Origin of the sequence: Wenzhouxiangella sp. AB-CW3, from assembly GCF_014725735.1 — a bacterium.
Classification (GTDB): domain Bacteria; phylum Pseudomonadota; class Gammaproteobacteria; order Xanthomonadales; family Wenzhouxiangellaceae; genus Wenzhouxiangella.
Genome location: NZ_CP061368.1, coordinates 3,757,926 through 3,780,774, shown reverse-complemented (window position 1 = coordinate 3,780,774; position 22,849 = coordinate 3,757,926). Strand labels below are relative to the sequence as shown.

Here is a 22,849-nt window from a genome sequence, read left to right as displayed (position 1 = left end):
TGCCTGAACTCGCCATCGGAATGGCAGAATCCGGGCCCGTTTTTCGTACTGAATATCGCGACCGTGCTTTTGCGGTCATAGAATGCTGGGCCGGTCCGACGGCCGCAAGCGGCAAAAACCGCGCCCTGTTTACGAGAATGTGCAAGGAGCCTCGAATGCCCAAGATACTGGTTGGATGCCTGGTGGTGGTCGTGTTGCTGATCGGTGGTGGCGGCATTGCCGGTTACTTCTTCGTGATCAAGCCGGCCTATGATTTTGTGACCGATGTCGAGCAGTTCGTCAGTGAGTACGCCGAGCTCAACGAACAGATCGACCGCACCACGCGGTTCGAGCCGCCGGGTGACGGTTCGGTTTCCGGAGAGCAGTTCCAGCGCTTCCTGGTCGCCCAGCGTGATATGCGCGAGGCCATGGAAGGACGCATGGGAGAGCTCAAGGACAAGTTCGAATCGATGCAGGAGCAGATTGACAGCGATGATCGAGACGCCAGCCTGGGCGAGATCGTGACCGCCTACCGTGGTCTCGGCGATCTGCTGCTGGAGGCCAAGCGCGCGCAGGTCGATTCGCTCAACCGTTACAACTTCTCGCTGCAGGAGTACCTGTACGTACGCAATCAGACCTTCCGGGCCCTGGGGCAGGAAGTGGCGGTGGCTGCCTATGGCGACTCCGCCATGCAGGAGCAGACCTGGGAAGTGCCCGATGAGACGGTGGAAATGGTCCAGCCGCATCGCGAGGAGTTGCTTGAAGGCTACGCCTTTGCATGGTTTGGCCTGTGAAACAACGACTTTACCAACTGCCAACAGGAAACAAATGATCGTCTGATAAGCTTGCAGCTCTGGAGGCATTGCGGAGAGCACACAGATGCTGCGTCGAATCATTCTGGTTCTGGTTGTCCTGATCCTGGTGATTGTTGTGGCCGCCCTGGCCGCGGTCGTGTTGATCGACCCGGACGATTATCGAGAACAGATCGCCGAGCGCGCCTCCGACCAGATCGGACGCGAGGTGCGTCTGGACGGCTCGATTCAATTGCGCCTGTTTCCTTGGCTGGCGTTCGAGATCCGCGATGCCTCGGTTGGCAATCCGCCGGGCTTCGCGGAAGCGCCACCATTGGCGGAAATTGGCGTGGCCCGCGCGGCCGTGCGGGTCTGGCCCCTGATCCGGGGCGAGTTGGAGATTGGGGCCATCGATTTCGAGCAGGCCACTTTCAACCTGGTCACTGATCGCCAGGGTGCCAGCAACCTGGAAGGCCTGTTCGCCGAGGATCCCGACCCTGCCGCGGCGGACGCGCCGCGAGAGCCCGATTTGTCCGGTTTGCAGACCGGGGCGGTGGGGTTGCGCTCGGTCTCGGTGGTGCTTCTGGATCTGGCCGAAGACACCCGGCGCGAGATTGCGGTCGAATCGTTCGACATGGCCGGCTTCGCGGCCGACTCGGATATCGATTTCACGCTGCGCGGTCGTTTCCTGGACGGTGCTGATGTCGTGATCGAGGGGCTGGAGGTTTCCGGCACGCTGCGCCTGGCGGCCAATCTGTCGGCCGTCGAGCTTGATCGGTGGCGGGCCGATTTCAATCTGCCGGCGGCGCAGGCTCGGGTCCGGGCCGAGGGGGATACGCGGGTTGATCTTTCCGCCGATCCGATGTCGCTCGTTGTGCCGCGATTTGAAGTACAACTGGACCTGCCCGACCTGCAGGCGGGGCTGGCGCTCACCGAACCTCTTGCGCTGACGCTTGACGACCCGGTGCGCCTGGCCGTGCCCGGCGCCGAGCTTCGCCTGGATGGACAGCGTCTGGACCTGGATGCCGAGCTGGTACTGGCCGATCCGCTGCGCGGGCGTATGGCGCTGCGCGGCGAGCGCCTGGACCTGCGCACGCTGGCCGCCCTGGATGGCGATGATCCATCCCCGGCTCCGGACAATGGCGAGGCAACGGACTTCTCCCCGCTGACCGCGGTTGATCTGCGCGTCGATCTGAACCTGGATGAGCTGGTGCTGGCCGAAGGGCTGGAATTGAGTCAGGTCCGGGCCGGCAGCCACCTGGTTGACGGCATGCTGCGGCTTGATCCGCTCGAGGCCCGTTTGTTCGGTGGAGGATTCGAGGGCCGTGTCGAGGTCGATTTCAACCAGGACCCGCCGGCCGTTCATCTTCAGCCGCGTCTGTCCGGTGTGCTGATTGAACAGATGGCAGGATTGTTCAGCGATCACGCGCCAGTGGCGGGCAGCGGCGATCTGTCGCTGGATCTGAGCTTCCGCGGCCTTGAACTTCGCGACATTCTCGCCTCGATTGACGGCAGCGGCCAGTTCCAGTTGACTGATGGCGCCGTGCACGGCATCGATCTGAACCAGTTGATCGAGCAGGAGCTGACCGTCGCCAGCCTGGGTAACGTGCGTCAGGCCTTCAGCGGGCAGACACCGTTTCGCTCGTTGAGCGGCAGTCTGCGTGCCGAGGATGGCGTCATCAATCTGCCCGACCTGGACCTGGCTGCGTCCGGATTCGGTGCCCGCGGCAGCGGCCGGATCGATTTCACGGCTGATCAGGTCGACTACCGCATCGAGCTCGACCTGGGCGAAAGCCTCCTGGAACAACTGCCCTCGCGGCTGCGCTCGGCCACCGGCGGCAGCATTCCCCTGGCCATTGTCGGCCCGGTGACTGCGCCGGTTGTCAGTGTGGACGTGGCCGGCATTGCCGAGCGCGCGGTGCGTGACGAGCTTGGCCGCCGGCTGCTCGATCGGATCGACCGGCCGCGCGAAGACGACGAAGATACGGAGCGCGAGGACAGTGATGCCCAGCAGGGTCGACGCGAGCGCGAGGAGGCCGGTCGCCAGTTGTTGCGTGGGCTGCTTGATACGCGCCGAGATCGCTCTGCCGACGATGAAACCGACGAGGACGAGGACAGCGACGAGAAAAATGACGAGGATCGCGTTGAGCGGGCACTTTTGTGAAAAGTGCTGTAAGATACAGTACCAAGCGGTCTTATGCCCGTGCCGAGGCCGCGAGACAAAATCAGGCCGGTCCCGGGCCACTCGGTCATGTTGGTGATGGGGGGTTCGATGGCCGGAAGCAGTAACAACAATCGTGTTTCGATGGAGTGAATTATGGTGAGCAAGAGCATGTTTTCTTCGTTCAGGCTTTTCCTGGTCGCCGCTGTGATCGCGTTCGTGGCTGGCTGCGCCAGCACCGCTGCGGTTGAGCGTGCCCAGCAGCAGGCCGAGCAGGCCAACCAGACGGCCGAGCAGGCCCAGCAGGCTGCACAGGATGCCGCAAACGCTGCACGTGAAGCCATGGAAGCTGCCCGTGCTGCCCAGCAGGCCGCCGACGGCGCCCAGCGTTGCTGTGACGAGGCCCATGACAAGCTGGATCGTGCGCTTGAGCGCATGCAGGAAAAGTAAGACTGTCTCTATAACATTCAGAGACGCTGAACGGCGGCCCTTGGGCCGCCGTTCTTGTTTACGGGCTGGTCGCTGGTCCGGCCGATGCTGATTCGCCGTTGCCTGTGGCCGTGATCTCGCGCGGCACGCCGTCGGCCTCGCGCCAGGCGGTTTCGACGCGCTCCCAGTCCACGCTTCGATTCAGACGCTTGCGGTTGCGCTCCACGGCAGCCTCCACCACGTCGCGAACCTGATCCAGCGGCGGCACGCTGTCGTCGTGGCCCGGATGGATTTCCAGGTACAGGCCCCCTTCTCGAAAGCCGGCCTTGACGGGCTGGTCGATCAGGCTGACCGGTGTGCCGATGGGCACGTCGAAGACCAGCCGTTCGATGTCTTCCGGATATAGCCGGATACAGCCCTGGCTGACCCGCATTCCCACGCCGTCGGGTCGGTGGGTGCCGTGAATGAGATAACCATCCATATCGAGCATCAGGGCAAAGCGACCCAGCGGGTTGTCCGGCCCGGGCGGAATGACACGCGGCAGTTCGATGCCACGGGCGCGATAGTCGGCACGCACGCCGGCGGTGGGGTACCAGGCCGGATTCTCCAGGCGCTGGGTCACGCTGGCTTCGCCGACCGGGGTTTCGCGTCCGGCCTTGCCGATGCCGATGGGATAGGTGGTGACCTGCGTGGCCCCGTTGTCGGGATTGGTGTTGAAGAAATAAAGACGTTTTTCGGCTCGATTGACCACCAGCCCTTCGCGAGGTGCGTCGGGCAGCACGAACTTCGAGGGAATCAGCACCCGGGTGCCCTCGCCGGGAATCCACAGATCCACTTCCGGATTGGCCCGCCTGATCTCGCGGTATCCCATGCTCAGCCAGCGTGCGATATCCATCAGCGTGTCGCTGCGCCGCGCATGTTCGTAATGAATCTCGCCGACGACTTCTTCGTTGTCGTGGTCTACCGGCCATGTAGTGGCGCTTGCGCTGGCGGTGGCCAGAAGCGCCGTCAGCAGAGCGGTCAGCATCAGTGTGGGTCTGGGGAATGTCATTGCACGATCATGGGGTCTATCGGTCTCCGGTCAATCGACCGCTGCATGCCGGAATGGTTCGGTGGCCGACAGCACAGGCATCAGCACGAACCCGAACGGGCCGGCCGCTGTGGGGTCATGCCGGTGGGCACCAGCCAGGGCGATGGCCGATGCAACAGGAAACCCTGGGCATACTCCACGCCGATGGCGTTGAGTTGATCGAGCACCTCCGGGGTTTCGACATGCTCGGCGATCAGTGGAATGTGCAGGGCACGTGCCACGTCGTGAATGGCGCGCACGATGGCATGACTGAAATCTGATCGGCCCAGGTCGTGGATCAGCGAACCATCGAGCTTGATGAAGTCGATGGGCAGGGTCTTGAGGTAGGCGAAAGAAGACAGGCCGCTGCCAAAGTCGTCCAGCATGACCCGGCAACCCATGGCCCGGACCGTGTTGAAAAACCGCACGGCATGGCGATGATGGGTAATGGCAGCGCTTTCGGTGATCTCGAAACAGATGCGTGTCGGGTCGACCTTGTGGCGTTTCACCGCCTCGCAGACGAAGTCCCCAAAACCGGTGTCGCCCACCGTGATGCCGGAAAGGTTGATCGAAAACCAGGGCGCACCGGCCGAGGTGGTGCCAGCGCTGTGATCCTGTTCGCCAATCCGTTGCAGGGCGTGTTCGACCACCCAGCGGTCCAGTTCGTTCATGCGACCGTAGCGTTCGGCACCCAGGATGAACTCTCCGGGTGGAATCAGTTCGCCGCGCCGGTCGCGCATGCGCAGCAGGATTTCGTAGCCGTGGCTTGAACGGTCATCGAGCAGGTCGACGATGCGCTGGGCATGCAGCTCGAACCGCTTCTCCGCGATGGCGGCGCCGACATCGGCCACGGCAGCGAGTTCGGCGCTGCGCTGGCGCAGCAGACGATCCTGCTCGTGGTAGATGTGGAAGCGGTTGCGCCCCTGATCCTTGGCCGCGTAGCAGGCCTGGTCCGCGGCCTTGAGCAGATCGATGAAATCCAGTGATCCGTCCAGTGCCACCAGGCCGATGCTGATACCGATGGTGAAGCGATGCTCCTGCCAGTTAAAGCGGAAGGAGTTGACGGCCGCGATGATCTTTTCGGCAGTGCGGGCGCCCTGCTCGGTGTCGGTATCGACGAGCAAAAGCCCGAACTCGTCACCACCCAGGCGTGCGAGCAGGTCTTCGGGACGCACCAGTTCGTCGATCCGGTCGCTGATCTGGCGCAGCAGTTCGTCGCCGGCATTGTGGCCACAGGTGTCGTTGACGACCTTGAACTGGTCCAGGTCCATATACAGCAGTGTGTGTTCTCGACCTGTATCGGTGGCGATCCGACCGAGTTGATTGACGGCTTCCTCGAAGCGAAACCGATTGGCCAGGCCGGTCAGGGCATCGTGCGTGGCCTGGTAGGCGATGGCTTCTTCCTGGGCCTTGCGCTGGGTGATGTCGGTCAGCGTGCCGATCAGGCGTGTAGGCTGGCCCGGCTCGTCATGCAGATAGGCACCACGGTCTTCGACGTGGATGTATTCGTCGCCCAGCCGTCGCAATCGGTACTCGACATGGAAGGGCTCGCCGCTGCGTTCGGTCTGTTCCATGAGGTGCACACAGCGCTTGCGGTCTTCGGGGTGCAGGCGCTCTGCCCAGCGGTCGATATTGAATCGTCGAGTCCCGCTGCGCGACAGTCCCAGCACGGAACGCACGGCTCCGGACCAGTCGATGATGCCGGTTTCCAGGTCGTAGTCGTAGACGAGCTGGCCGGTGTGCTCGGTGACCAGCTGAAACAGTTCCTCGGAATGACGCAGCGCATGCAGTGCCTTGACTCGATCGCTGATGTCGCGATAGATGGCGTAAATGCCGACCTGCCGCTCGTCGATCATGACCGGCGTGCCGAAGATTTCGACATAGATGGCGGTGCCGTCGCTGCGCAGGCGGCGGGCTTCCTGCTGCACAACTTCGGCATTCAGCGCCCGACGCGAAAGGTCCTTGGCCGCATGGCTGTTGCCCGGGTCCACGATCAGTTCGTTGATCGGCCGGCCCAGCACTTCGTCGATGGCATAGCCAAACAGTTGGAGAAAGGCGGGGTTGGCCTTGAGGATGCGGTCGTCGTTGTCGAGCAGGACTATGCCGTCGGGAGAAATGCTGAAGAACTTCCGAAACAGGGCAGAAGCAGCTTCATCCTTCGAGTCAGGGCTGTTCGATGTGGGCGGGGCCGGGGTCATGGGCGCTGCTGGTTAATTCCCTTTCGACGTTTCTGGTGGGTGCACAGCGACAACTGGAGCAGCCAGGGCTGCCACATCCCGCTATCCCTCGAGATGGCTGGTTCATGCAGGCACCGCACTTGCATCGCTCCGCGATCCGGATCCACGCAACCGGGGCGGCTGTCGGCTTTACAGGTTTTTTCTTTTCTTCAAGCATACACGGATTTGGCCATGATCGCTTCGGCCAACCCGGCAGCCGTTGGCTGCATGGAGCCGGTAGAATGCCGTTGCATGGGCCTATCGACCTCTTCACTGCCAGGCAGCGCGACCTATCCACGTCTCAGTGTCCGGGCCGATCGTGGTCCGGCGGGGCAGGACCTCCTGGCTTTCGAGCTGGCGGCATCGGGCTGGGGCCGGGCGGCGCTGGGTACCGGCCTGGTCTGGCTGGGCGGTGATCTGGCCGGGGAGCACTGGCAGGTGCCTTCGCTGCTGGAAACGGGCGCTCTCGATGGCGGCTGGTGGGCGCGGGACAGGGACCTGATGGCCGTGGTCCTGACCGAGGCTGATGGCATCGAGCAGGATCCGGATCCGCTGGCCTGTCGTCTTTACAAGCAATTGCTCGATCACTTGCGATCGGCCGGCTATCCCGAGCTGTTGCGAAGCTGGAACTACATGCCCGGAATCAATCATGGTTCTGGCGATGACGAGCGCTACCGGCGCTTCTGCACCGGGCGCGGTCGCGCCCTGACCGAGGCCGGGCTGGATGATGCCGAGATGTGCGCGGCCACGGCGATCGGCAGTCAGGAACCCCGTTTTCGGCTGATTGTCCTGGCCGGACGGCGTCCCGGAGTGGCCCTGGAGAACCCACGCCAGGTTTCGGCCTGGGATTATCCGCGCCGCTATGGTCCGCGCAGCCCTGCCTTTGCCCGCGCCACGGCCTTGCCCCTGGCCGATGACGGCATCGCCGTTCTGGTCTCCGGCACGGCCAGCGTGGTCGGTCATGCCACGGCGCACCCCGGTGATGTGCTGGCCCAGACCGATGAGGCCGCAACCAATGTCGAGGTATTGCTCAACACCGCGGCCGAGCGCTTTGCCCGTCCGGGCGCCGGGCAGCCCGATGGCGGCAGCCGGGTCAGGGTGTACGTGCGTCAGGCAGCCGACTGGTCGTTGGTCGAACAGCGTCTGCGACAGCGCTGGCCGGGCGCGCGGCTGGCCGGATTGCGAGGTGATATCTGTCGTCGTGACCTGCTGGTCGAGATCGAGGCCTGGCATGTGCTGGGCCCGTCTGGATCCGCCGGAGCCTTTACCCGGTTCGGCCAGCCCGATTCCCATTCGAATTCAAGGAGCAAGTAAATGTATCTGCAGTTGTCGACCTGGCCCGATATCGAGGCCTACCTCAAGCATTCCAGCGGTGTGGTTATTCCGATCGGCTCGACCGAACAGCACGGCCCCACCGGACTGATCGGAACCGATGCGATCTGCCCGGAAACCATCGCCGGCGGCATGGCCGAGCAGGACATTCTGGTTGCCCCCACCCTGAGTATCGGCGTGGCCCAGCATCATCTGGCCTTTCCGGGCTCGATGACCCTGCGGCCCACGACACTGATTGCGGTGATTCGCGATGTGGTCGCCTCACTGGCCTCGCAGGGGTTCACCCATTTCTATTTTCTCAACGGCCATGGCGGCAACATCGCACCGGTTCACACCGCCTTTGCCGAGATCTGGTCGGAGGCCAGCCTGTCGTCCGAGCCTTCGAATCTGCACCTGAAACTGGGCAACTGGTTTGCCGGGCCACGCGTCAACCGCCTGTCGCAGGAACTGTTCGGCGATGCCGACGGCAAGCATGCGACCGCCTCGGAGGTGTCGCTGACCTGGCACGCTTATCCCGAGCAGCAGCGCGATGCCGAACTGGAACCCAGGCGTGCGCCAGACGGGGCGATCCGGGATGCCGCCGGCTACCGGGCGAATTTCCCGGATGGCCGCATCGCTTCGGAGCCGCAGCTCGCCACCCGCGAACATGGCCGGCGCTTCTACGAGGCCGGTCTGGCCGATGCACTGGAGGAATATCGTCGTTTCGTGAGTCCGGCCGAGGGTTGACCACCGGATCGGTCCCGGCACCGTATGCACGGTGCCGGGGGACGGGCCATCCTTTCAGGAGTTGCTGTGCCGGTCGATCAGCACCCTGAGCACGTGTTCCAGCCGGCTGTCGGCCGAGTGCAGGCAGACCAGCAAGTGGTAGAGCAGATCGGCGGCTTCCTCGTCGAGTGCCTCGCGTTTTTCACCCACCGCGGCCAGGGCGGTTTCCACCCCTTCTTCGCCCACTTTCTGGGCGCAGCGCGCCGGGCCTTCGGCCAGCAGTCGAGCGGTATAGCTTGATTCCGGCGGGGCTGAGCGCCGCTCGGCGACGATGCGATCCAGGCGCGCCAGAAAGCCCGCGGGCGGCCAGGCGGTGTCGCCGAAACAGGTCTGGGTGCCGGTGTGGCAGACCGGGCCGGCCGGTCGAGCCTGGACAAGCAGGGTGTCGCGATCGCAGTCGACCGCCAGGTCGATCAGCGACAGGGTGTTGCCCGAGGTTTCGCCCTTGACCCACAGGCGCTGCTTGCTGCGCGAATAGAACGTGATCCGACCGGTCTTCAGGGTCTGCTCGACGGCTTCGGCATTCATGTAGCCGAGCATCAGTACGCGCCCGTCATCGGCGTCCTGCACGATGGCGGGAACGAGTTCGTCGCATTTTTTCCAGTCGATGTCCGGTATCGTTTGATCGTTCATTTGTTCGTCTGCCGGGTGATGTCGGTTTGAGTACGAGGTCGCGTGGTCGTGATCGGGAGAGTCATTCCCGCACGATCACGTCATGGCACGCCAGCCAGGTCTTGAGTTCGGGGATGTCGATCTGGCCGGAGTGAAACACGGTGGCGGCCAGGGCGCCATCGACATCGGCCTGGCGAAACACGTCCAGAAAATGCTCTTGGCAGCCCGCGCCCCCCGAGGCAATCAGCGGCACCTGGCAACGCGGGCGAATCATGGCCAGTTGCTCGATGTCATAGCCGCTGCGCACGCCATCGGCATCCATGCAGTTGAGCACGATCTCGCCGGCACCCAGGCGCTGGACTTTCTCGACCCAGCTGACGGTATCGCGGCGCGGATCGACCATGTTGTCCGGGTCGCCGGTGTACTGGCGCACGCGCAATTGCTGCTTCTCGCGCAGCGAGTCGATGCCGACCACCACGCACTGCGATCCGACGGCATCGGCCAACTCGGCGATGAGTTCGGGCCGCTCCAGTGCCGGGGAATTGACCGAGACCTTGTCGGCCCCGGCATGCAGCACCTGGCGGGCGGTGGCGACATCGCGAATGCCGCCGGCCACGCAGAACGGAATGTCGATGGCCGCGGCCACGCGTTCCACCCAGTCGATGTCGACGCTGCGCTGCTGCGGGCTGGCGGTGATGTCGTAGAACACCAGCTCGTCGGCGCCGGCATCGCGATAGCGTTCGGCCAAGGCGACGATATCGCCCATGTCGCGATGGTCGCGAAAACGCACGCCCTTGACCACGCGCCCGTCGCGCACGTCCAGGCAGGGGATCAGTCTTACCGCGACCATCGGGTCACCTCGCTCATGGCCACGCGGCCTTCCAGCAAAGCACGCCCGACGATACAGGCGCTGACGCCGGTGGTGGCCACCGCGTCCAGGTCGGCGGCCGAACCCACGCCCCCGGAAGCCTGCACGGCTAGATTCGGGAAACGGTCGGCTATGGCCTGGTAGAGCGCCAGTGATGGCCCGGAAAACATGCCGTCGCGCTCGATGTCGGTGCACAGTACTTCGTTCAAACCGGCCGTTACCAGTGTGTCGAGCAAGGTCAACAGATCGGTTTCGCCGCTCTCGGTCCAGCCGGCCGCCCGGGGCATCCAGCGGCCCTGGTCATCGGCGCTGACATCCAGCCCGGCGACGATGCGTTTGCCCTCGGGCCGGCCCAGCCAGTCCGAAATCTGCTCAGGCTTGCGGACGCACAGGCTGCCGATCACCACCTGGCTGGCCCCGATATCCAAACGCTGTTTGAGGTCATCGAGGGAGCGCACTCCGCCGCCGGTCTGGATTGCCACGTCCAGCTCCCGGCACAGCCTGGCGATGATGTCGAGGTTGGCCCGGCCACCATCGCGCGCGCTGTCGAGGTCGACGACGTGAATGCGGCGCGCGCCGGCCTCGGCGTAGCGTTGCGCCAGTAGCAGAGGATCGTCGTCGTAGCGCGTCTCGCGCCCGTAGTCGCCCTGCTCAAGCCGAACCACGCGCCCGTCGCGCAGGTCGATGGCCGGAAGAATCTTCATGCGGTACTCCGAGTCGGTTCTGTTTGCAGAAAGTTTTCCAGCAGGCGGCGCCCGGCGCCCGCCGATTTTTCGGGGTGAAACTGGCAGGCCACGAAATTGTCGCGCCGGACGATGGCCGCGAAAGGCTGACCATGCTGGCTGATGGCCACGGCTGAAGCGGCCGGTGCGGCGTAACCATGCACGAAGTAGAACCATTCGCTGCCGTCAAAGCCGCGTGCCAGCGGGTCGTCGTGCTGCCAGACGAGCTGGTTCCAGCCCATGTGCGGGAGTCTCAGGCCGGGCCCGCCCGGCAGCGCCTTGACCCGGCCGGACATCAGGCCCAGGCAGGCCACGTCGCCCTCGGCCGAGGATTCGAACATCAGTTGCAGGCCCAGGCAGATGCCCAGTACGGGTTGTTTCAGCGTGCCGATCAAGTCCACCAGGCCGGACTCGTGCAGATGGTTCATGGCCCAGGCCGCCGCGCCCACGCCGGGCATGATCACGTGTGAGGCCGAGCGGATCTCGTCGGCATCGCGGCTGACCCGAACGCGGGTCTCAAGACGCTCCAGGGCGTATCGAACCGAACCGAGGTTGGCCCCGCCGGTGTCGATGATGACGACATCGGCGCGGTCGGACCGGCCGCTCACAACACCCCCTTGGTCGAGGGTGTGCCGGAGTCGGTGCGCGCCAGTGCCGGGCGCAGCGCGCGGCCGACGCCCTTGAAGCAGGCCTCGACCATGTGATGCGTGTTTTCGCCAGTGACCTGCACGTGGATCGCGGCCCGCAGGGTCTGCGAAAGCGACGCGAAGAAGTGCGTGACCATTTCGGTGTGCAGGCCGCCAACCGATTCGCGTGGAAACTCGCCCTTGATCACGCAGGCCGGTCGACCGGAAAGATCGATGGAAACCTGTGCCACGGCTTCGTCCATGGGCAGCACAAAGCCGTAGCGACCGATGCCGGAACGATCGGACAGTGCCTGGTCCAGAGCGCTGCCCAGGGCCAGGGCGCAGTCTTCCACCGTGTGGTGTTCATCGACTTCCAGATCGCCGCTGCACTTCATCTCCAGGGCAAAACCGCCGTGGGCGGCGATCTGTTCGAGCATGTGGTCGAAAAAGCCGATGCCGGTGCTGATGTTCACCGGGCGGGTCTGGTCGAGATTGACTGAAACATCGATGGCGGTTTCGCGCGTCGTGCGCGAGACGTGGCCGCGCCGGTCGCTGTCGAGAATGGCGCGCACGATTTCGTCCCAGGACTGGCCCAGGGGGCCGACCCGGTATCCGGGCAGGCCCATGTTGGCCGCCAGTTCCAGGTCGGTCTCGCGGTCGCCGACCACGGCCGAGCGCTGACGATCCAGCGTGGGATCGGCCAGGTAGTCGAGCAACATGCCGATGCCGGGCTTGCGCGTGGGTGCGTTGTCCTCGGGCCGGGTCGGGTCGATGTGCTCGGCGTCGAACTCGATACCCTGCGAGCTGAAGATCTGCTTCATCAGTGCATGCGGCTTCTCGAACTGCTCGTGTGGGAAGTCGTCGGTGCCCAGCCCGTCCTGGTTCGACACCATGACCAGGCGGTAGCCGGCCTGCCTGAGGGTGAGCAGGGCCGGTATCACGCCCGGCATCAGGCGCAGCTTCTCCAGCGAGTCGACCTGTTCGTCGGCGGGTTCCTCGATCAGGCAGCCGTCGCGGTCGACAAATAGAATCTTCTGCAGGCTCATGTCTGCCACTCTCCAAGAAAAGTCATCAGTTGTTCGTTTTCGCTCGGGCTGCCCACGGTGATGCGCACGCAGTCGGTCAGGCCCGGCTGGGCCGACTGGTCGCGCAGGCGGATGCCGGCAGCGGCCGCGGCCTCGACCAGCCCGGCGCCGGGCCGGGTGCGCACCAGCACGAAGTTGGCCGCCCCCGGCCATACCCTGAGCATGGCGGGGTGCTGTTCCAGGGCTTCGACCAGCCGGGACTTTTCCGTGGCCAGTCGGGCCAGTTGCTTGTCCCTTTTGTCCCGGCCTTCCGGGCTCAGGGCGGCCAGCGCCGCTTCCACGGCCGGTGTGGGCAGTGGATAGGGCGCTATGATGCGCCCAAGAATACCGATGACCTCCGGGTGGGCAATGACCACGCCGATGCGGCAACCGGCCAGACCAAAGGCTTTCGAGAGTGTGCGCAACACCACCAGGTTGCTGGAATGCTGCACCTGTGCCGACAGCGATGGCCGGGTGCCGAACTCCTGGTAGGCCTCGTCGACCACTACCAGCCCATGCCCTTTGACCTTTTCGGCCAGGGTCGTGACGGCCTCGGCGGGCAGCTCGTTGCCGGTCGGGTTGTTGGGCGAGCAAAGAAAGTAAAGCCGACAGGGCGATTCGGAGGCGATGCGATCGAAGTCGGCCTGGAAGTCGCCATCGGTTTCGATCAGCGGCACTTCGCGGACCCGCGCGCCCTGGACTCTTGCACTCAGGGCATACATGCCGAAGCAGGGCGGGCAGATCAGCACGCGATCGGTGTCGGGCCGGCAGAAACTGCGTACCAGCAGGTCGATGCCTTCGTCGCTGCCACGGGTGATCAGCAATTGCCCGGGGTCGACGCCGTACTCCGTGGCCAGCGCCTGTCGCAGATCCTCGGGTTGCGGGTCGGGGTAGCGATTGAGCGGCAGGCCTTCGGTATTGGGCGCCCACGGGTTCTCGTTGGCATTGAGCAGAATGCCGTCGCTGTCGGCCAGGCGTCGCGCCGAGGCGTAGGGCTGCAGTGCCAGCACTTCCGGCCGCGCCAGGTTGGCAATACTCATGCGCCTTCCCCGGCCAGCCGTTCGAGGCGAAGCGTGATGGCCCGGCGGTGTGCGTCCAGGCCTTCATGGGCGGCCAGGCGTGCCCCGGCCGGGCCGAGTCTGCCGAGACCTTCCGGCGTGGCGCGCTGCACGGTCATGCGACGCATGAAGTCGGTGATCGACAGGCCGCTGATGGCACGTGCCCAGCCGCCGGTGGGCAGAACATGGTTGGTGCCGGAGATGTAGTCGCCCAGCGCCTCGGGCGTGAAATGCCCGAGAAAGACCGAACCGGCATTGCGCACCTGGCGGCTGAGACTGTCGGCCTCGCGGGTGGCCAGGATCAGATGTTCCGGCGCGTATTCGTTGGCCACGGCCACGGCTTGTTCGAGATCGGCGGTCGTAAGAATGGCGCCGCTTTCCAGGGCCTGGCGTGCGACCTCGTGTCGCGGCAGCGTGGGCAGCAGCCGGGAAAGAGCAAAGGCGGTTTCGCGCGCGATGCGGTCGGAGTCGGTCACCAGGAAGACCTGCGAATCGGGGCCGTGTTCTGCCTGGCTGAGCAGGTCCATGGCGACGAACTCGGCATCGGCTGAATCATCGGCAATGACCATGACTTCCGAGGGTCCGGCCGGCAGATCGATGGCGGCTCCGGCGGCGGTGCCGGCCACCTGGCGCTTGGCCTCGGTGACAAAGCGGTTGCCTGGGCCGAAGATTTTGGCCGTTTTCGGCACTGATTCGGTACCGAAAGCCATGGCGGCCACGGCCTGTGCGCCACCGGCGATCACCACGGTGTCGATGCCCAGACGACGGGCAATGTAGCGCACGGCGGCGTCGGCACGCCCGTCCGCGCCCGGTGGCGTGGCCAGCACGATCTGTTCGCACCCAGCCAGTCGCGCCGGCACGGCCAGCATGATGGCGGTCGATGGCAATGGCGCGCTGCCGGCCGGCACATATAATCCGACCGGATCGATGGCCTGCCAGCGCGCCTGGCAGGTCACGCCGGGCGCGGTCTCGACGATCTGGTCGCGCGGCCGGGCCGCGGCGTGAAAGGTTTCGACCGTGGCCATGGCGGTATCGATGGCCTCGATCAGTTCCGGATCCAGCTCCCCGGCGGCCTCAGTCAGGGAGGATGGATCGGCCAGCAGCCGCTCCGGTGATTGCGGGTCGAAGCGTTGCCCGTACTCGCGTACGGCGGCATCGCCGCGGGCGCGCACCTCGGCAATGATGTCGGCCACGGTGGCGCGCAGTTCCGCGCCCGTTTCCATTTCGGGTCGGGCCAGCAGCTTCTGGCGCTCGCCTGCATCCAGCGTGTCGAGAGCAATGATCTTCATGCCAGTATCTTCTCCACCGGCAGCACAAGCACCGCCGAGGCGCCGGCTTCCTTGAGTTCTTCCAGATGCTCCCAGAACACCTGCTCGGTGCAGACCGCGTGTACGGCCACCCGGTCTTCCTGGCCTTCGAGGTCCAGGATGGTGGGTGATTCGGCACCCGGCAGGATGGCCGATATTTCGGCCAGGCGCGACCTGGGGGCATGCAGCATCACGTACTTGGACTCGGCGGCCTGCTGCACCCCCTGGATGCGAGTCAGCAGCTTGCCGATCAGTTCCTCACTTTCGGTACCCAGAGCGGCCGGGCAGCGATAGAGTGCAGCCTGGCTTTGCATGACCTCGGCCACGGGGCGCAGGTGATTGGCGCGCAGGGTGGTGCCGGTGGAGACCAGGTCGACAATGGCATCGGCCGTACCCAGGCTGGGGGCGATCTCGACCGCACCGTTGAGGGTGACGATGTCGGCCTGAATATCGTGCTGGTCGAGGTAGCGACGCACCAGCCAGGGATAGCTGGTGGCCAATCTGCGACCGGACAGGTCATTGATGCTTTCGAAGCGTGCTGCTTCGGGCACTGCGAGTTTCAACCGGCAGTGGCCGTAGTCCAGCCGCAACAGCGACTCGAGTGTGGCGTCCGGCCGCTGCTGCTGCACCTCCAGCAGTTTTTCTTCGGCCACGTTCTCGCCGACGATGCCGAGTTGGCAGACGTTCTCGATGAGCAGGCGCGGAATGTCGTCGTCACGCACCAGCAGCAGATCGACCGGCAGGTTGCGCCCGAACCAGAACAGCTTGTCCTTGCTGCGGGCGAATTGCAGGCCGGAGCGCTCCAGCAGGCTCAGCGACTTGTCGGCCAGGCGGCCGGACTTCTGGATGGCGATTTGTATCCGGTTCATCAGTTTGTCTCGATGTCTGAAGTGTGGGTGTCGTCGGCGCGGGCCTTGATGCGTTCCAGTGCGAGCTGGTAGCCACCATTGCCCTGTTCCAGAAAGCGAGCCACCCGGCCAATGGTGGTCACGCTGACCCCGGTCAGGTCGTGAATCTCGCGGTAGGGCCGGCCCTCGTCGAGAAACTTGACGACCCGCCAGCGATCGACCAGGGCTTCGAGCTCGGCCGGGGTGGTGAGGTCCTTGAGCAGGGCGCGCATCTCCTCGGCCGTTTGCATGCTCAGAAAGGCTTCGGCCAGGCTGGAGCGGGCGGCGCGATTGGCCGCGATGTGTTCGGGGTCGTGTTGTTTCATGGCCGGGGTGATGTATTAGCGTGCTAGTACGTTAACACGTTGGGTGTTGTGGGGCAAGACGGAAAGACGGAAAGACGGGAGACGGAAAAACGGGAGACGGAAAGAGGGAAAGACGGAAAGAGGGAAAGAGGGGAAGAGGGAAAGAGGGGAAGAGGGGAAGAGGGGAGACGGGAGATGGGAGATGGGGTGGCTGGTTATTTGTAGGGGCGGCCTGGGGGTGGTTGGCGGTGTTCGCGGAGTTTGCGGGCGCGGCAGCGGGCGAGGTGGCGGTCGCGTTGGTCGATTTCGCGGTAGACGCGGTTGGGGTTGGCGCGCAGCGCCCAGCGGTAATGCATGTCCCAGTCCAGTGCCCAGCGCTGGCCGGTGAAGCCGCACACCATCTGGCGGGCTTCTTCGTTCTGGCGCATGGATTCGCCGGCATACCAGCGGGCCAGGCGCTGCCTGGGGTGAGGGTGGTGGTCGTGCCCGTACTGCGGGCCGGCGACGGAATGCATCGGATGCGGTGGCCCTGCTTGAGCCAGAGATGCCAGCAGGACGATGGCCAGGATGGAAACAAGGCGTGTCATCAGGGTGGCCCGGACGGTTGATGATGACGGCCATTGTCGCGCATTGGCCTGAATCCTCTCTGAATCGGGATTACGGGGACGGCGGTGCCGGTTTGGGAATGCGCGGGCGGCGGCGCCAGCGGGCCCTGAGGGTGATCCACAGGACACCGGCAAGCACCAGGGCACCACCGCTGAGCAGGCGCGGCCCGGGGCGATCACCCCAGAACAGCACACCCAGCAACACCGCAAGAATGGGCACCAGCAGCAGGTAGGGCGTGATGCGGTTGACTTCATGGCGCTGGATCAGCCAGTAGAAACCGCCATGGCCGATGATCGAGGCGCCAATGGCCGAGTAGGCGACGGCCAGCCAGACATCCGGTGCGCTGAAGCTGGCCGGGATACCCTGGATCGGATCCTCGAACCAGAGTGCCAGCAGGGCAAGTGGTACGACCGAAAGCAGTGCGTTCCAGGCCTGAAAGTTGAGCACGCTGATGCCTTGCAGCCGGCGCATGAGTATGGTGCCGGTGGCCAATGACAGGGCCGAGGCCAGCACCAGCAGCAGAACATCGATCTGCGCGAGCACAAGCGGGTCCAGCCCCATGATCAGTACGCCGGAAAACGACACCAGAATGCCGGTCGTGGTCCGCCAGCCGATGCGTTCGCCCAGCACCAGCACGGCCAGCAGGGTCGACATGGGAATGTAGATCTGCATCAGCAGCGCGATCGAGGAGACATCGGCGGAGCGCCCCAGGGCAAAAAAGATCAGCCCGAAATGAATCGCACCCATGGTCCAGCAACAACTGACCAGCAGCAGCCACTGCCGACGCGCCGGAAAACGCAACAGCGGCAGCAGCAGTAACAGCACCAGCGAGAACCTTACTACCGTGAAGGTAATGGGCTCCATGGTCTGCACCGCCCAGGCCGCGGCAATAAAGTTGCCGGCCCAGACCAGACAGATGAACAGCAGTAACAGGAAATGCGAGGCGGGCATGAAGGCAACCAGGCAAAACAGCCGACATTGTGCCTCAGATCGTCTCCATGAAGGCGACGCAAGCTGTCACCTGGCTGACGAAATCTGTCACTTTGGCCTCGACCGGGTCTTCCGGATTCGGTCCCTTTTCCCCGTTTTGCGGTTCTCGCGCCCGTTTGGCATGCCTCGTGCAAGATAGAAACCACGAAAGGAACAGAATGGAACAAGATCATGGCCGAACTCAATCTTATCAGCGTCAGCGAAGGTCCCGACCTGCGCGTGGACGAACCGGTGGCCGACCAGGAATTCGAAAGCCTGCTCGCCGACGAAGTGGTTGTCGAGTGGCTGCAGAGTCTCGATCGGGCTGATCGAGCCGTTCGGGCCGAGTAAGGCCCTATAGGTTGTGGGGGTTGTGATGGTTACAGGAATTCGGGAAGGGGAACCCGCGGTGTCAGCAACATTCGACACCTGATGCGTCAGTCGAGCAACATGGATTGACGCACGGCGCCCGCCGTCACGGCGGGCGTTCGTTATTTCGGATACAGTGAATCGGTCGTTCCAGGCTGAGTTCATCGTTCATGCTGCTGTTATTCACCTTTTTGCTCTGCTTGCTGGTCATGCTGCTGTTGTGGGCCTGGCAGCGCCGTTCTGGTCGTGCCGACTGGGTGGATGCGGCCTGGTCCGGCCTGATTGGCGTACAGGCGCTGGCTTGGGCCGTGTTGGGAGATGGTGCGCCGGAAAAGCGCGTTCTTGCCTTTCTCCTGGCCGGAACCTGGTCGATACGACTGACCCGGCACCTGGTGGTTCGACTGGCCAGCGAGACCCGTGAGGATGGCCGCTACCGGGCCATGCGCGAACACTTCGGGAAGCGTCAGCAGTCTTTCCTGCTGTTTTTCTTTATTCTCCAGGCCGTGGTTGCGTGGCTGTTTTCACTGCCCGTCTGGGTGGTGGCGAACGATCCTTCTCCTGCCCTGTCAGGCTGGGTGATCGCTGGTGTTGCCATCTGGTTTGTCAGTCTGGCCGGGGAATCCATTGCCGATCGTCAGCTGGCCGCCTTCAAGGCCGATCCCGAGCAGGCCGGGCGGGTCTGCAATACCGGATTGTGGCGCTATTCACGCCATCCCAATTACTTTTTCGAGTGGCTGCACTGGTTCAGCTACCCGCTGGTGGCCATCGGCGCCCCCAATGCCTGGGTGGCCTGGCTGGGGCCGGCGGTGATGCTGCTGTTTCTCTATCGCCTCAGCGGCATCCCATATACCGAGAAACAGGCGCTGAAATCGCGCGGCGAGGTGTATCGGGAGTATCAGCGGACGACTTCGGCGTTTTTCCCCTGGCCGTGGAAAAAGGAAAAAGGTAAGAGGTGAAAGGTTAAAGGTAAGAGGTAAGAGATGAAAGGTGAAAGGTGAAAGGTGAAAGGAAGGGCGGGTTGAGGTCATTGCCTACGCCTTGGAATATTCTCAGTGCGGCATTCACCGGCCTACGGGATCAAGCCTATTGCGCCCCATCATTAAACCGGCAACGAAATACCTATGGTATTCGTTGCACGGCATTTGCGGCGCATGTCCGCAAATACCTTCGCTTCGCGGCCCCGGCCGTACCGGCCGGGCAATAACCCGGCAACCTGTTTGGTTGCCGGGTTAATAGAACTGGAAGTCACCTCACCTTTCACCTTTCACCTTTCACCTCTTACCTTTCACCTCTTACCTTTCACCGTCTTCAAGCCGAGGTGAATATCAACCGCGGCCGGTTATACAGCGTACCGGCGATGAGGGCCAGTGCGAGGGCCAGGGCCGTGGTTGACAGCAGCGACAGCCCGACCCAGACGAGGTTGATCGGTTCGCCGCGGACCAGTTCCAGGATCAGCACGTTCTGGCTGAGCAGTGGCACCAGGGTCATCCAGGATTCGGCCCGGGCCGGGTCGACGAGCATCCACAGGGAGGGGATCATCGGCACGATGATGACCATGCCCATGTAACTCTGGGCTTCGCGAAAGCTCTTGGCGAAAGAGGCCAGGATGGTGAGCAGGGCGGCGGCGAGCAATGCGGCCGGCGCGACCAGCAGGAAGGCCCAGGCGGCCACGCGGAAGTCGAGATTCAGTGCCATGTCCATGTCGGCCACCGGGAGAAAGCCCATGGCATAGACGAAGGCGATCAGCCCCAGGCCCAGCGTGGCCATGGCAAAGAAGGTAGTGGCCGCGAGTTTGCCGGCCATGATCTGCCAGCGGGGTAGCGGGTTGATCAGCAGGGGTTCCAGGGATTTGCGTTCCCGCTCACCGGCGGTGGTGTCGATGGCCATGTGCATCGAGCCCATGAATACGGTGATCAGGATGAAGTAGGGCAGGAAGGCCAGCAGCATGCCGCCGCGCGATTCCGGGGTGGACAGGTCGGTCACCTGGATATGAACCGGCCGCGTCAGTTCCGGGTGCACGCCGCGCAATTGCAGTCGGGCCTGGCTGATCTGGGTGGTCCACGCATTGAGATACCCGCGTACGCGCGACACGGATGCCCCGGCGTAGCGGCGCGACTGGTCGGTGATGATTTCCAGCGGTGCCGGGCGCCCCTCACGCCAATGCTCGCCGAATTCCGGGCCGAAGCGCAGGATGACCTCGTACTCTTCGTCGCGCACGGCCTGTTCGGGATCGTCAGGCGCGTCCAGAATCTCCACGCCCTGGCGCTCCAGAAACCCGACCAGCTCGGCGGCATGTTCGGCGCCGACCACGGGCAGCTCCAGCGGTGCTTCCATGCGTTCGGTGGCCTGCCGAGTCATGAATGAAATCATCAGCGCGAAGATCACCGGCCCCATCAGCGGGCCCAGAATCAGGGTGTTGATGACCACCCGACGGTCGCGGAAGTTGTCCAGCAGTTCCTTGGTGAATACGGCCTTCATGCCAGCAGCCCCTCGTCGGTGCCGATCAGGCGCACGAAAGCGTCCTCGAGGTTCTGTTCGCCTGATCGTTCCAGCAATTGTTCCTTGCTGCCTTCGGCGGCCACCCGGCCGTCGGCAATGATGACGATGTGATCACACAGGGCGGCGACTTCCTGCATGATGTGTGTCGACAGCACCACGCAGCGACCTTCGGCACGCAGTCGCTGTAGAAAGCCGCGCAGGGAGCGGGTGGTCATGACATCGAGTCCGTTGGAGGGTTCGTCGAGCAGAATGGTGCGCGGCTCGTGGATCAGGGCGCGGGCGATGGCCACCTTGACGCGCTGACCCTGCGAAAAGCCGTCGGTGCGCCGGTCGATGAACTCGCCCATATCCAGCACCTCGGCCAGGCGGTCGATACGCTGGTTGATGGTGTCGCGACTCAGCCCCTGCAGGTCGCCGTAATAGCGAATGTTCTCGCGCGCGGTCAGCCGGTCGTACAGCCCGCGCGAGTCGGGCACCACGCCCAGGGCGCGCTTGATGTGAAGCGGATCGCTTTGCGGATCAATGCCGTCGACGCGCATGCTGCCGGCGTCGGGCTGCAGCAGGGTGTAGAGCATCCGCAACGTTGTGGTCTTGCCGGCGCCGTTGGGCCCCAGCAGCCCGGTGATCTGTCCGTCGCGGGCGGTAAAGCTGACATCGTCGACTGCCACGACCCGGCCCTTGTTGAAGGTCTTGCGCAAGCCCTGTGCTTCAATCATGGTGCCGGTCCCAGCAGGTCGAGGAAGAATGGTTCGGGGCCGATGGCACTCATGCAATCGGTGTCGAGCTCGTCAACCGAGTGAGTGCGTATGAACTCCGTGGCGATGCGGCTCATGCAGCGGTTGGTCAGCACGATATGGCCGCGGCCGCTGGCCACGAGATGCTTGCCGTTGGGGTACTGTTCCAGGGCCTCGTCTCCGTAGGACGGGGGTGTGACGGGGTCGAGTTCACCCGACATCAGCAGGGCCGGTACGTCCGATTCGAAAGGCTGGTGAAAGTCGTCCGGTCGGTCGCCGGCCGGCCACCACTCGCACACATCGTCGTAGGCCTCGGTGAGGCTGTCGCCCAGCAGCGTGTGAGACTGGTCGATGTCCCGCGGCCAGCCCGGCCAGTCCTCGCTGCAGCCCACGCTGAAATTCAGACCCACCGCCATCATGTCCATCATGCGGTCGGTGACGATCAGCGCCTGGCTGGCCAGACGTTCCGGGCTGCCGCTGGACGCGGCTTCGTGGACCAGGTAGGGAATCATCATCTGGCTTTCCGCACCGTAGGCAAGAAACCTGAGCGCGCTGGCCAGGACATCGCGGTTGAACTCCATCTCGAAACCGCGACCGGTGCGCGGATGGGTAACAAAGACCGATTGATTGTTGTTGCGGTAGCGGGCCTTGAGATCTGCGAAGGCCTGCTCCAGGTCCGGGAAGTGCTCGGAACAGGCCGGGTCTTGATTGCAGGCTGCAAAAATGCGTTCAAGGGCGCGGTCGAGCATCAGGCCGTGTTCGGAGCCCAGGTGCAGGCGCACTGGCACCACGCCATCGAGGATCACGCTGCGCACACGGTCGGGGTAGTTGCGCAGGTACACCTGCGCCATGCGAGTGCCGTAGGATCCGCCGACCAGGTTGAGCTGGTCGAAGGCGAAGTGTTCGCGAAAATGCTCCAGGTCGGCCGCGCCGTCGCTGGTGGTGTAGAAGCGCAGATCGGCGTCCCATTCCCGCATGCAATCGCGCAGGTATTCGCTGGCGAGCTGCCCGTCGACCTCCATCCACATCTCTTCCGGCGCGCCGGCCTCGCAGTCGAGTGCATTGGACCCGCCGGTGCCGCGCTGGTCGACAAAGACCAGATCGCGATCGCGATTGACGTCGCGCAGCGTCCGCTTCATGACCGGCAGCAGGTCGCGTGCCGACTGACCGGGCCCACCGGCCAGAAATACCACCGGGTCGGGTTCGGCGCGACTGGCCCGGGCCGGCGACACAGCAAACGCCAGGTCGATCTGCCGACCTTCGGGCGCGGCCGGATTCTCGGCCACGGGCAGCGTCCCGCACAGCGCATCGGCCGACAGCCGACCGCCGGCAATCGAGATCTCGCAGTTCTCCAGCCCGTCCCAGCGTTCGTTTTCGGCCAGCAGCACAGCGCTGCCGGGCAGCAGGAGCAGTCCCATGAGCAAATGTCGTTTGATTCCCACCCGGATCAACCCAAGATGAATGTGGTTATACAATCGGCC

At 64.1% G+C, this 22,849-nt stretch carries 23 protein-coding genes; 7 read left to right on the top strand and 16 right to left on the bottom strand.

The genetic code is table 11. The features are described 5' to 3' along the window. Nucleotides 1–155 precede the first annotated feature (155 nt). The 3 genes from IC757_RS16335 (at nucleotide 156) to IC757_RS16325 (ending at nucleotide 3,381) form a co-directional block, all read left to right on the top strand. Nucleotides 156–773 (top strand): hypothetical protein, encoded by a 618-nt coding sequence (locus tag IC757_RS16335; RefSeq protein ID WP_190975336.1) that lies wholly within the window; start codon nucleotides 156–158, stop codon nucleotides 771–773. 85 nt (nucleotides 774–858) lie between these two features. Continuing rightward, nucleotides 859–2,934: an AsmA family protein gene (locus IC757_RS16330; RefSeq protein ID WP_190975335.1), complete on the top strand. Its 2,076-nt coding sequence runs from the start codon at nucleotides 859–861 to the stop codon at nucleotides 2,932–2,934. A gap of 153 nt (nucleotides 2,935–3,087) precedes the next feature. Continuing rightward, on the top strand, nucleotides 3,088–3,381 hold the full coding sequence (locus IC757_RS16325; protein ID WP_190975334.1) for an Lpp/OprI family alanine-zipper lipoprotein: 294 nt from the start codon (nucleotides 3,088–3,090) through the stop codon (nucleotides 3,379–3,381). 58 nt (nucleotides 3,382–3,439) lie between these two features. Here the strand turns inward: IC757_RS16325 and IC757_RS16320 are convergent, their stop codons facing one another. Both IC757_RS16320 and IC757_RS16315 read right to left on the bottom strand, forming a co-directional pair. Continuing rightward, entirely contained in the window at nucleotides 3,440–4,411 is a 972-nt protein-coding gene (locus IC757_RS16320) for a L,D-transpeptidase family protein (RefSeq protein WP_190975333.1), read from the bottom strand. An 80-nt stretch (nucleotides 4,412–4,491) separates the two neighbouring features. Beyond that, nucleotides 4,492–6,627 carry a putative bifunctional diguanylate cyclase/phosphodiesterase gene (locus tag IC757_RS16315; RefSeq protein ID WP_190975332.1) on the bottom strand — a complete coding sequence of 712 codons (2,136 nt, stop codon included), beginning with the start codon at nucleotides 6,625–6,627 and terminating at the stop codon, nucleotides 4,492–4,494. Nucleotides 6,628–6,837: 210 nt separating this feature from the next. Between IC757_RS16315 and IC757_RS16310 the strand changes: the two genes are divergently transcribed. Together IC757_RS16310 and IC757_RS16305 are read left to right on the top strand one after the other, a co-directional pair. After that, nucleotides 6,838–7,959: a pteridine-dependent deoxygenase gene (locus IC757_RS16310; protein WP_190975331.1), complete on the top strand. Its 1,122-nt coding sequence runs from the start codon at nucleotides 6,838–6,840 to the stop codon at nucleotides 7,957–7,959. Continuing rightward, nucleotides 7,960–8,703 carry a creatininase family protein gene (locus IC757_RS16305; protein ID WP_190975330.1) on the top strand — a complete coding sequence of 248 codons (744 nt, stop codon included), beginning with the start codon at nucleotides 7,960–7,962 and terminating at the stop codon, nucleotides 8,701–8,703. It abuts the gene before it with no gap. A 54-nt stretch (nucleotides 8,704–8,757) separates the two neighbouring features. Here the strand turns inward: IC757_RS16305 and hisIE are convergent, their stop codons facing one another. The 11 genes from hisIE to IC757_RS16250 form a co-directional block, all read right to left on the bottom strand. Continuing rightward, nucleotides 8,758–9,375, bottom strand: a complete 618-nt coding sequence (gene hisIE, locus IC757_RS16300) for a bifunctional phosphoribosyl-AMP cyclohydrolase/phosphoribosyl-ATP diphosphatase HisIE (RefSeq protein WP_190975329.1) — start codon at nucleotides 9,373–9,375, stop codon at nucleotides 8,758–8,760. A 61-nt stretch (nucleotides 9,376–9,436) separates the two neighbouring features. Continuing rightward, complete coding sequence (hisF, locus tag IC757_RS16295; protein WP_190975328.1) at nucleotides 9,437–10,204, bottom strand: imidazole glycerol phosphate synthase subunit HisF; 768 nt, start codon at nucleotides 10,202–10,204, stop codon at nucleotides 9,437–9,439. Further along, on the bottom strand, nucleotides 10,192–10,926 hold the full coding sequence (locus tag IC757_RS16290; RefSeq protein ID WP_190975327.1) for a HisA/HisF-related TIM barrel protein: 735 nt from the start codon (nucleotides 10,924–10,926) through the stop codon (nucleotides 10,192–10,194). The genes hisF and IC757_RS16290 overlap by 13 nt, the downstream gene beginning before the upstream one ends. Beyond that, nucleotides 10,923–11,552, bottom strand: coding sequence for an imidazole glycerol phosphate synthase subunit HisH (hisH, locus tag IC757_RS16285; RefSeq protein WP_190975326.1), 630 nt, complete (start codon nucleotides 11,550–11,552; stop codon nucleotides 10,923–10,925). The genes IC757_RS16290 and hisH overlap by 4 nt, the downstream gene beginning before the upstream one ends. Then, entirely contained in the window at nucleotides 11,549–12,616 is a 1,068-nt protein-coding gene (gene hisB / locus IC757_RS16280; protein WP_190975325.1) for a bifunctional histidinol-phosphatase/imidazoleglycerol-phosphate dehydratase HisB, read from the bottom strand. Before hisB ends, hisH begins: the two co-directional genes overlap by 4 nt. Next, the gene (gene hisC / locus IC757_RS16275) at nucleotides 12,613–13,674 is read right to left on the bottom strand and encodes a histidinol-phosphate transaminase (RefSeq protein ID WP_190975324.1); all 1,062 of its coding nucleotides are present in this window, start codon (nucleotides 13,672–13,674) and stop codon (nucleotides 12,613–12,615) included. The genes hisB and hisC overlap by 4 nt, the downstream gene beginning before the upstream one ends. Continuing rightward, nucleotides 13,671–14,981, bottom strand: coding sequence for a histidinol dehydrogenase (gene hisD, locus IC757_RS16270; RefSeq protein WP_190975323.1), 1,311 nt, complete (start codon nucleotides 14,979–14,981; stop codon nucleotides 13,671–13,673). Before hisD ends, hisC begins: the two co-directional genes overlap by 4 nt. Beyond that, nucleotides 14,978–15,868, bottom strand: coding sequence for an ATP phosphoribosyltransferase (gene hisG, locus IC757_RS16265; protein ID WP_190975322.1), 891 nt, complete (start codon nucleotides 15,866–15,868; stop codon nucleotides 14,978–14,980). Before hisG ends, hisD begins: the two co-directional genes overlap by 4 nt. Then, nucleotides 15,868–16,212 (bottom strand): YerC/YecD family TrpR-related protein, encoded by a 345-nt coding sequence (locus tag IC757_RS16260; RefSeq protein WP_190975321.1) that lies wholly within the window; start codon nucleotides 16,210–16,212, stop codon nucleotides 15,868–15,870. The genes hisG and IC757_RS16260 overlap by 1 nt, the downstream gene beginning before the upstream one ends. Before the next feature lie 194 nt (nucleotides 16,213–16,406). Beyond that, complete coding sequence (locus IC757_RS16255; RefSeq protein ID WP_190975320.1) at nucleotides 16,407–16,778, bottom strand: hypothetical protein; 372 nt, start codon at nucleotides 16,776–16,778, stop codon at nucleotides 16,407–16,409. A 70-nt stretch (nucleotides 16,779–16,848) separates the two neighbouring features. Continuing rightward, on the bottom strand, nucleotides 16,849–17,748 hold the full coding sequence (locus tag IC757_RS16250; RefSeq protein WP_190975319.1) for a DMT family transporter: 900 nt from the start codon (nucleotides 17,746–17,748) through the stop codon (nucleotides 16,849–16,851). Nucleotides 17,749–17,958: 210 nt separating this feature from the next. On the opposite strand from IC757_RS16250, the gene IC757_RS16245 reads away from it, so the two are divergent. After that, nucleotides 17,959–18,117: a hypothetical protein gene (locus IC757_RS16245; protein WP_190975318.1), complete on the top strand. Its 159-nt coding sequence runs from the start codon at nucleotides 17,959–17,961 to the stop codon at nucleotides 18,115–18,117. 188 nt (nucleotides 18,118–18,305) lie between these two features. Next, on the top strand, nucleotides 18,306–19,091 hold the full coding sequence (locus IC757_RS16240) for a DUF1295 domain-containing protein (protein ID WP_190975317.1): 786 nt from the start codon (nucleotides 18,306–18,308) through the stop codon (nucleotides 19,089–19,091). Nucleotides 19,092–19,443: 352 nt separating this feature from the next. Here the strand turns inward: IC757_RS16240 and IC757_RS16235 are convergent, their stop codons facing one another. The 3 genes from IC757_RS16235 to IC757_RS16225 are packed head-to-tail and all read right to left on the bottom strand — an operon-like array spanning nucleotide 19,444 to nucleotide 22,786. After that, the gene (locus tag IC757_RS16235) at nucleotides 19,444–20,613 is read right to left on the bottom strand and encodes an ABC transporter permease (protein ID WP_190975316.1); all 1,170 of its coding nucleotides are present in this window, start codon (nucleotides 20,611–20,613) and stop codon (nucleotides 19,444–19,446) included. Continuing rightward, complete coding sequence (locus IC757_RS16230) at nucleotides 20,610–21,350, bottom strand: ATP-binding cassette domain-containing protein (protein ID WP_190975315.1); 741 nt, start codon at nucleotides 21,348–21,350, stop codon at nucleotides 20,610–20,612. Before IC757_RS16230 ends, IC757_RS16235 begins: the two co-directional genes overlap by 4 nt. Next, nucleotides 21,347–22,786 carry an alpha/beta hydrolase gene (locus IC757_RS16225; RefSeq protein WP_190975314.1) on the bottom strand — a complete coding sequence of 480 codons (1,440 nt, stop codon included), beginning with the start codon at nucleotides 22,784–22,786 and terminating at the stop codon, nucleotides 21,347–21,349. The genes IC757_RS16230 and IC757_RS16225 overlap by 4 nt, the downstream gene beginning before the upstream one ends. Between the last annotated feature and the right edge of the window lie 63 nt (nucleotides 22,787–22,849).

What these genes read in the sequence shown, in the direction of transcription:
- IC757_RS16335 (WP_190975336.1), top strand. Translation starts at nt 156, where the DNA reads ATGCCCAAGATACTGGTTGGATGCCTGGTGGTGGTCGTGTTGCTGATC.
- IC757_RS16330 (WP_190975335.1), top strand. Translation starts at nt 859, where the DNA reads ATGCTGCGTCGAATCATTCTGGTTCTGGTTGTCCTGATCCTGGTGATT.
- IC757_RS16325 (WP_190975334.1), top strand. Translation starts at nt 3,088, where the DNA reads ATGGTGAGCAAGAGCATGTTTTCTTCGTTCAGGCTTTTCCTGGTCGCC.
- IC757_RS16320 (WP_190975333.1), bottom strand. Translation starts at nt 4,411, where the DNA reads ATGACATTCCCCAGACCCACACTGATGCTGACCGCTCTGCTGACGGCG.
- IC757_RS16315 (WP_190975332.1), bottom strand. Translation starts at nt 6,627, where the DNA reads ATGACCCCGGCCCCGCCCACATCGAACAGCCCTGACTCGAAGGATGAA.
- IC757_RS16310 (WP_190975331.1), top strand. Translation starts at nt 6,838, where the DNA reads ATGATCGCTTCGGCCAACCCGGCAGCCGTTGGCTGCATGGAGCCGGTA.
- IC757_RS16305 (WP_190975330.1), top strand. Translation starts at nt 7,960, where the DNA reads ATGTATCTGCAGTTGTCGACCTGGCCCGATATCGAGGCCTACCTCAAG.
- hisIE (WP_190975329.1), bottom strand. Translation starts at nt 9,375, where the DNA reads ATGAACGATCAAACGATACCGGACATCGACTGGAAAAAATGCGACGAA.
- hisF (WP_190975328.1), bottom strand. Translation starts at nt 10,204, where the DNA reads ATGGTCGCGGTAAGACTGATCCCCTGCCTGGACGTGCGCGACGGGCGC.
- IC757_RS16290 (WP_190975327.1), bottom strand. Translation starts at nt 10,926, where the DNA reads ATGAAGATTCTTCCGGCCATCGACCTGCGCGACGGGCGCGTGGTTCGG.
- hisB (WP_190975325.1), bottom strand. Translation starts at nt 12,616, where the DNA reads ATGAGCCTGCAGAAGATTCTATTTGTCGACCGCGACGGCTGCCTGATC.
- hisC (WP_190975324.1), bottom strand. Translation starts at nt 13,674, where the DNA reads ATGAGTATTGCCAACCTGGCGCGGCCGGAAGTGCTGGCACTGCAGCCC.
- hisD (WP_190975323.1), bottom strand. Translation starts at nt 14,981, where the DNA reads ATGAAGATCATTGCTCTCGACACGCTGGATGCAGGCGAGCGCCAGAAG.
- hisG (WP_190975322.1), bottom strand. Translation starts at nt 15,868, where the DNA reads ATGAACCGGATACAAATCGCCATCCAGAAGTCCGGCCGCCTGGCCGAC.
- IC757_RS16260 (WP_190975321.1), bottom strand. Translation starts at nt 16,212, where the DNA reads ATGAAACAACACGACCCCGAACACATCGCGGCCAATCGCGCCGCCCGC.
- IC757_RS16255 (WP_190975320.1), bottom strand. Translation starts at nt 16,778, where the DNA reads ATGACACGCCTTGTTTCCATCCTGGCCATCGTCCTGCTGGCATCTCTG.
- IC757_RS16250 (WP_190975319.1), bottom strand. Translation starts at nt 17,748, where the DNA reads ATGCCCGCCTCGCATTTCCTGTTACTGCTGTTCATCTGTCTGGTCTGG.
- IC757_RS16245 (WP_190975318.1), top strand. Translation starts at nt 17,959, where the DNA reads ATGGCCGAACTCAATCTTATCAGCGTCAGCGAAGGTCCCGACCTGCGC.
- IC757_RS16240 (WP_190975317.1), top strand. Translation starts at nt 18,306, where the DNA reads ATGCTGCTGTTATTCACCTTTTTGCTCTGCTTGCTGGTCATGCTGCTG.
- IC757_RS16235 (WP_190975316.1), bottom strand. Translation starts at nt 20,613, where the DNA reads ATGAAGGCCGTATTCACCAAGGAACTGCTGGACAACTTCCGCGACCGT.
- IC757_RS16230 (WP_190975315.1), bottom strand. Translation starts at nt 21,350, where the DNA reads ATGATTGAAGCACAGGGCTTGCGCAAGACCTTCAACAAGGGCCGGGTC.
- IC757_RS16225 (WP_190975314.1), bottom strand. Translation starts at nt 22,786, where the DNA reads ATGGGACTGCTCCTGCTGCCCGGCAGCGCTGTGCTGCTGGCCGAAAAC.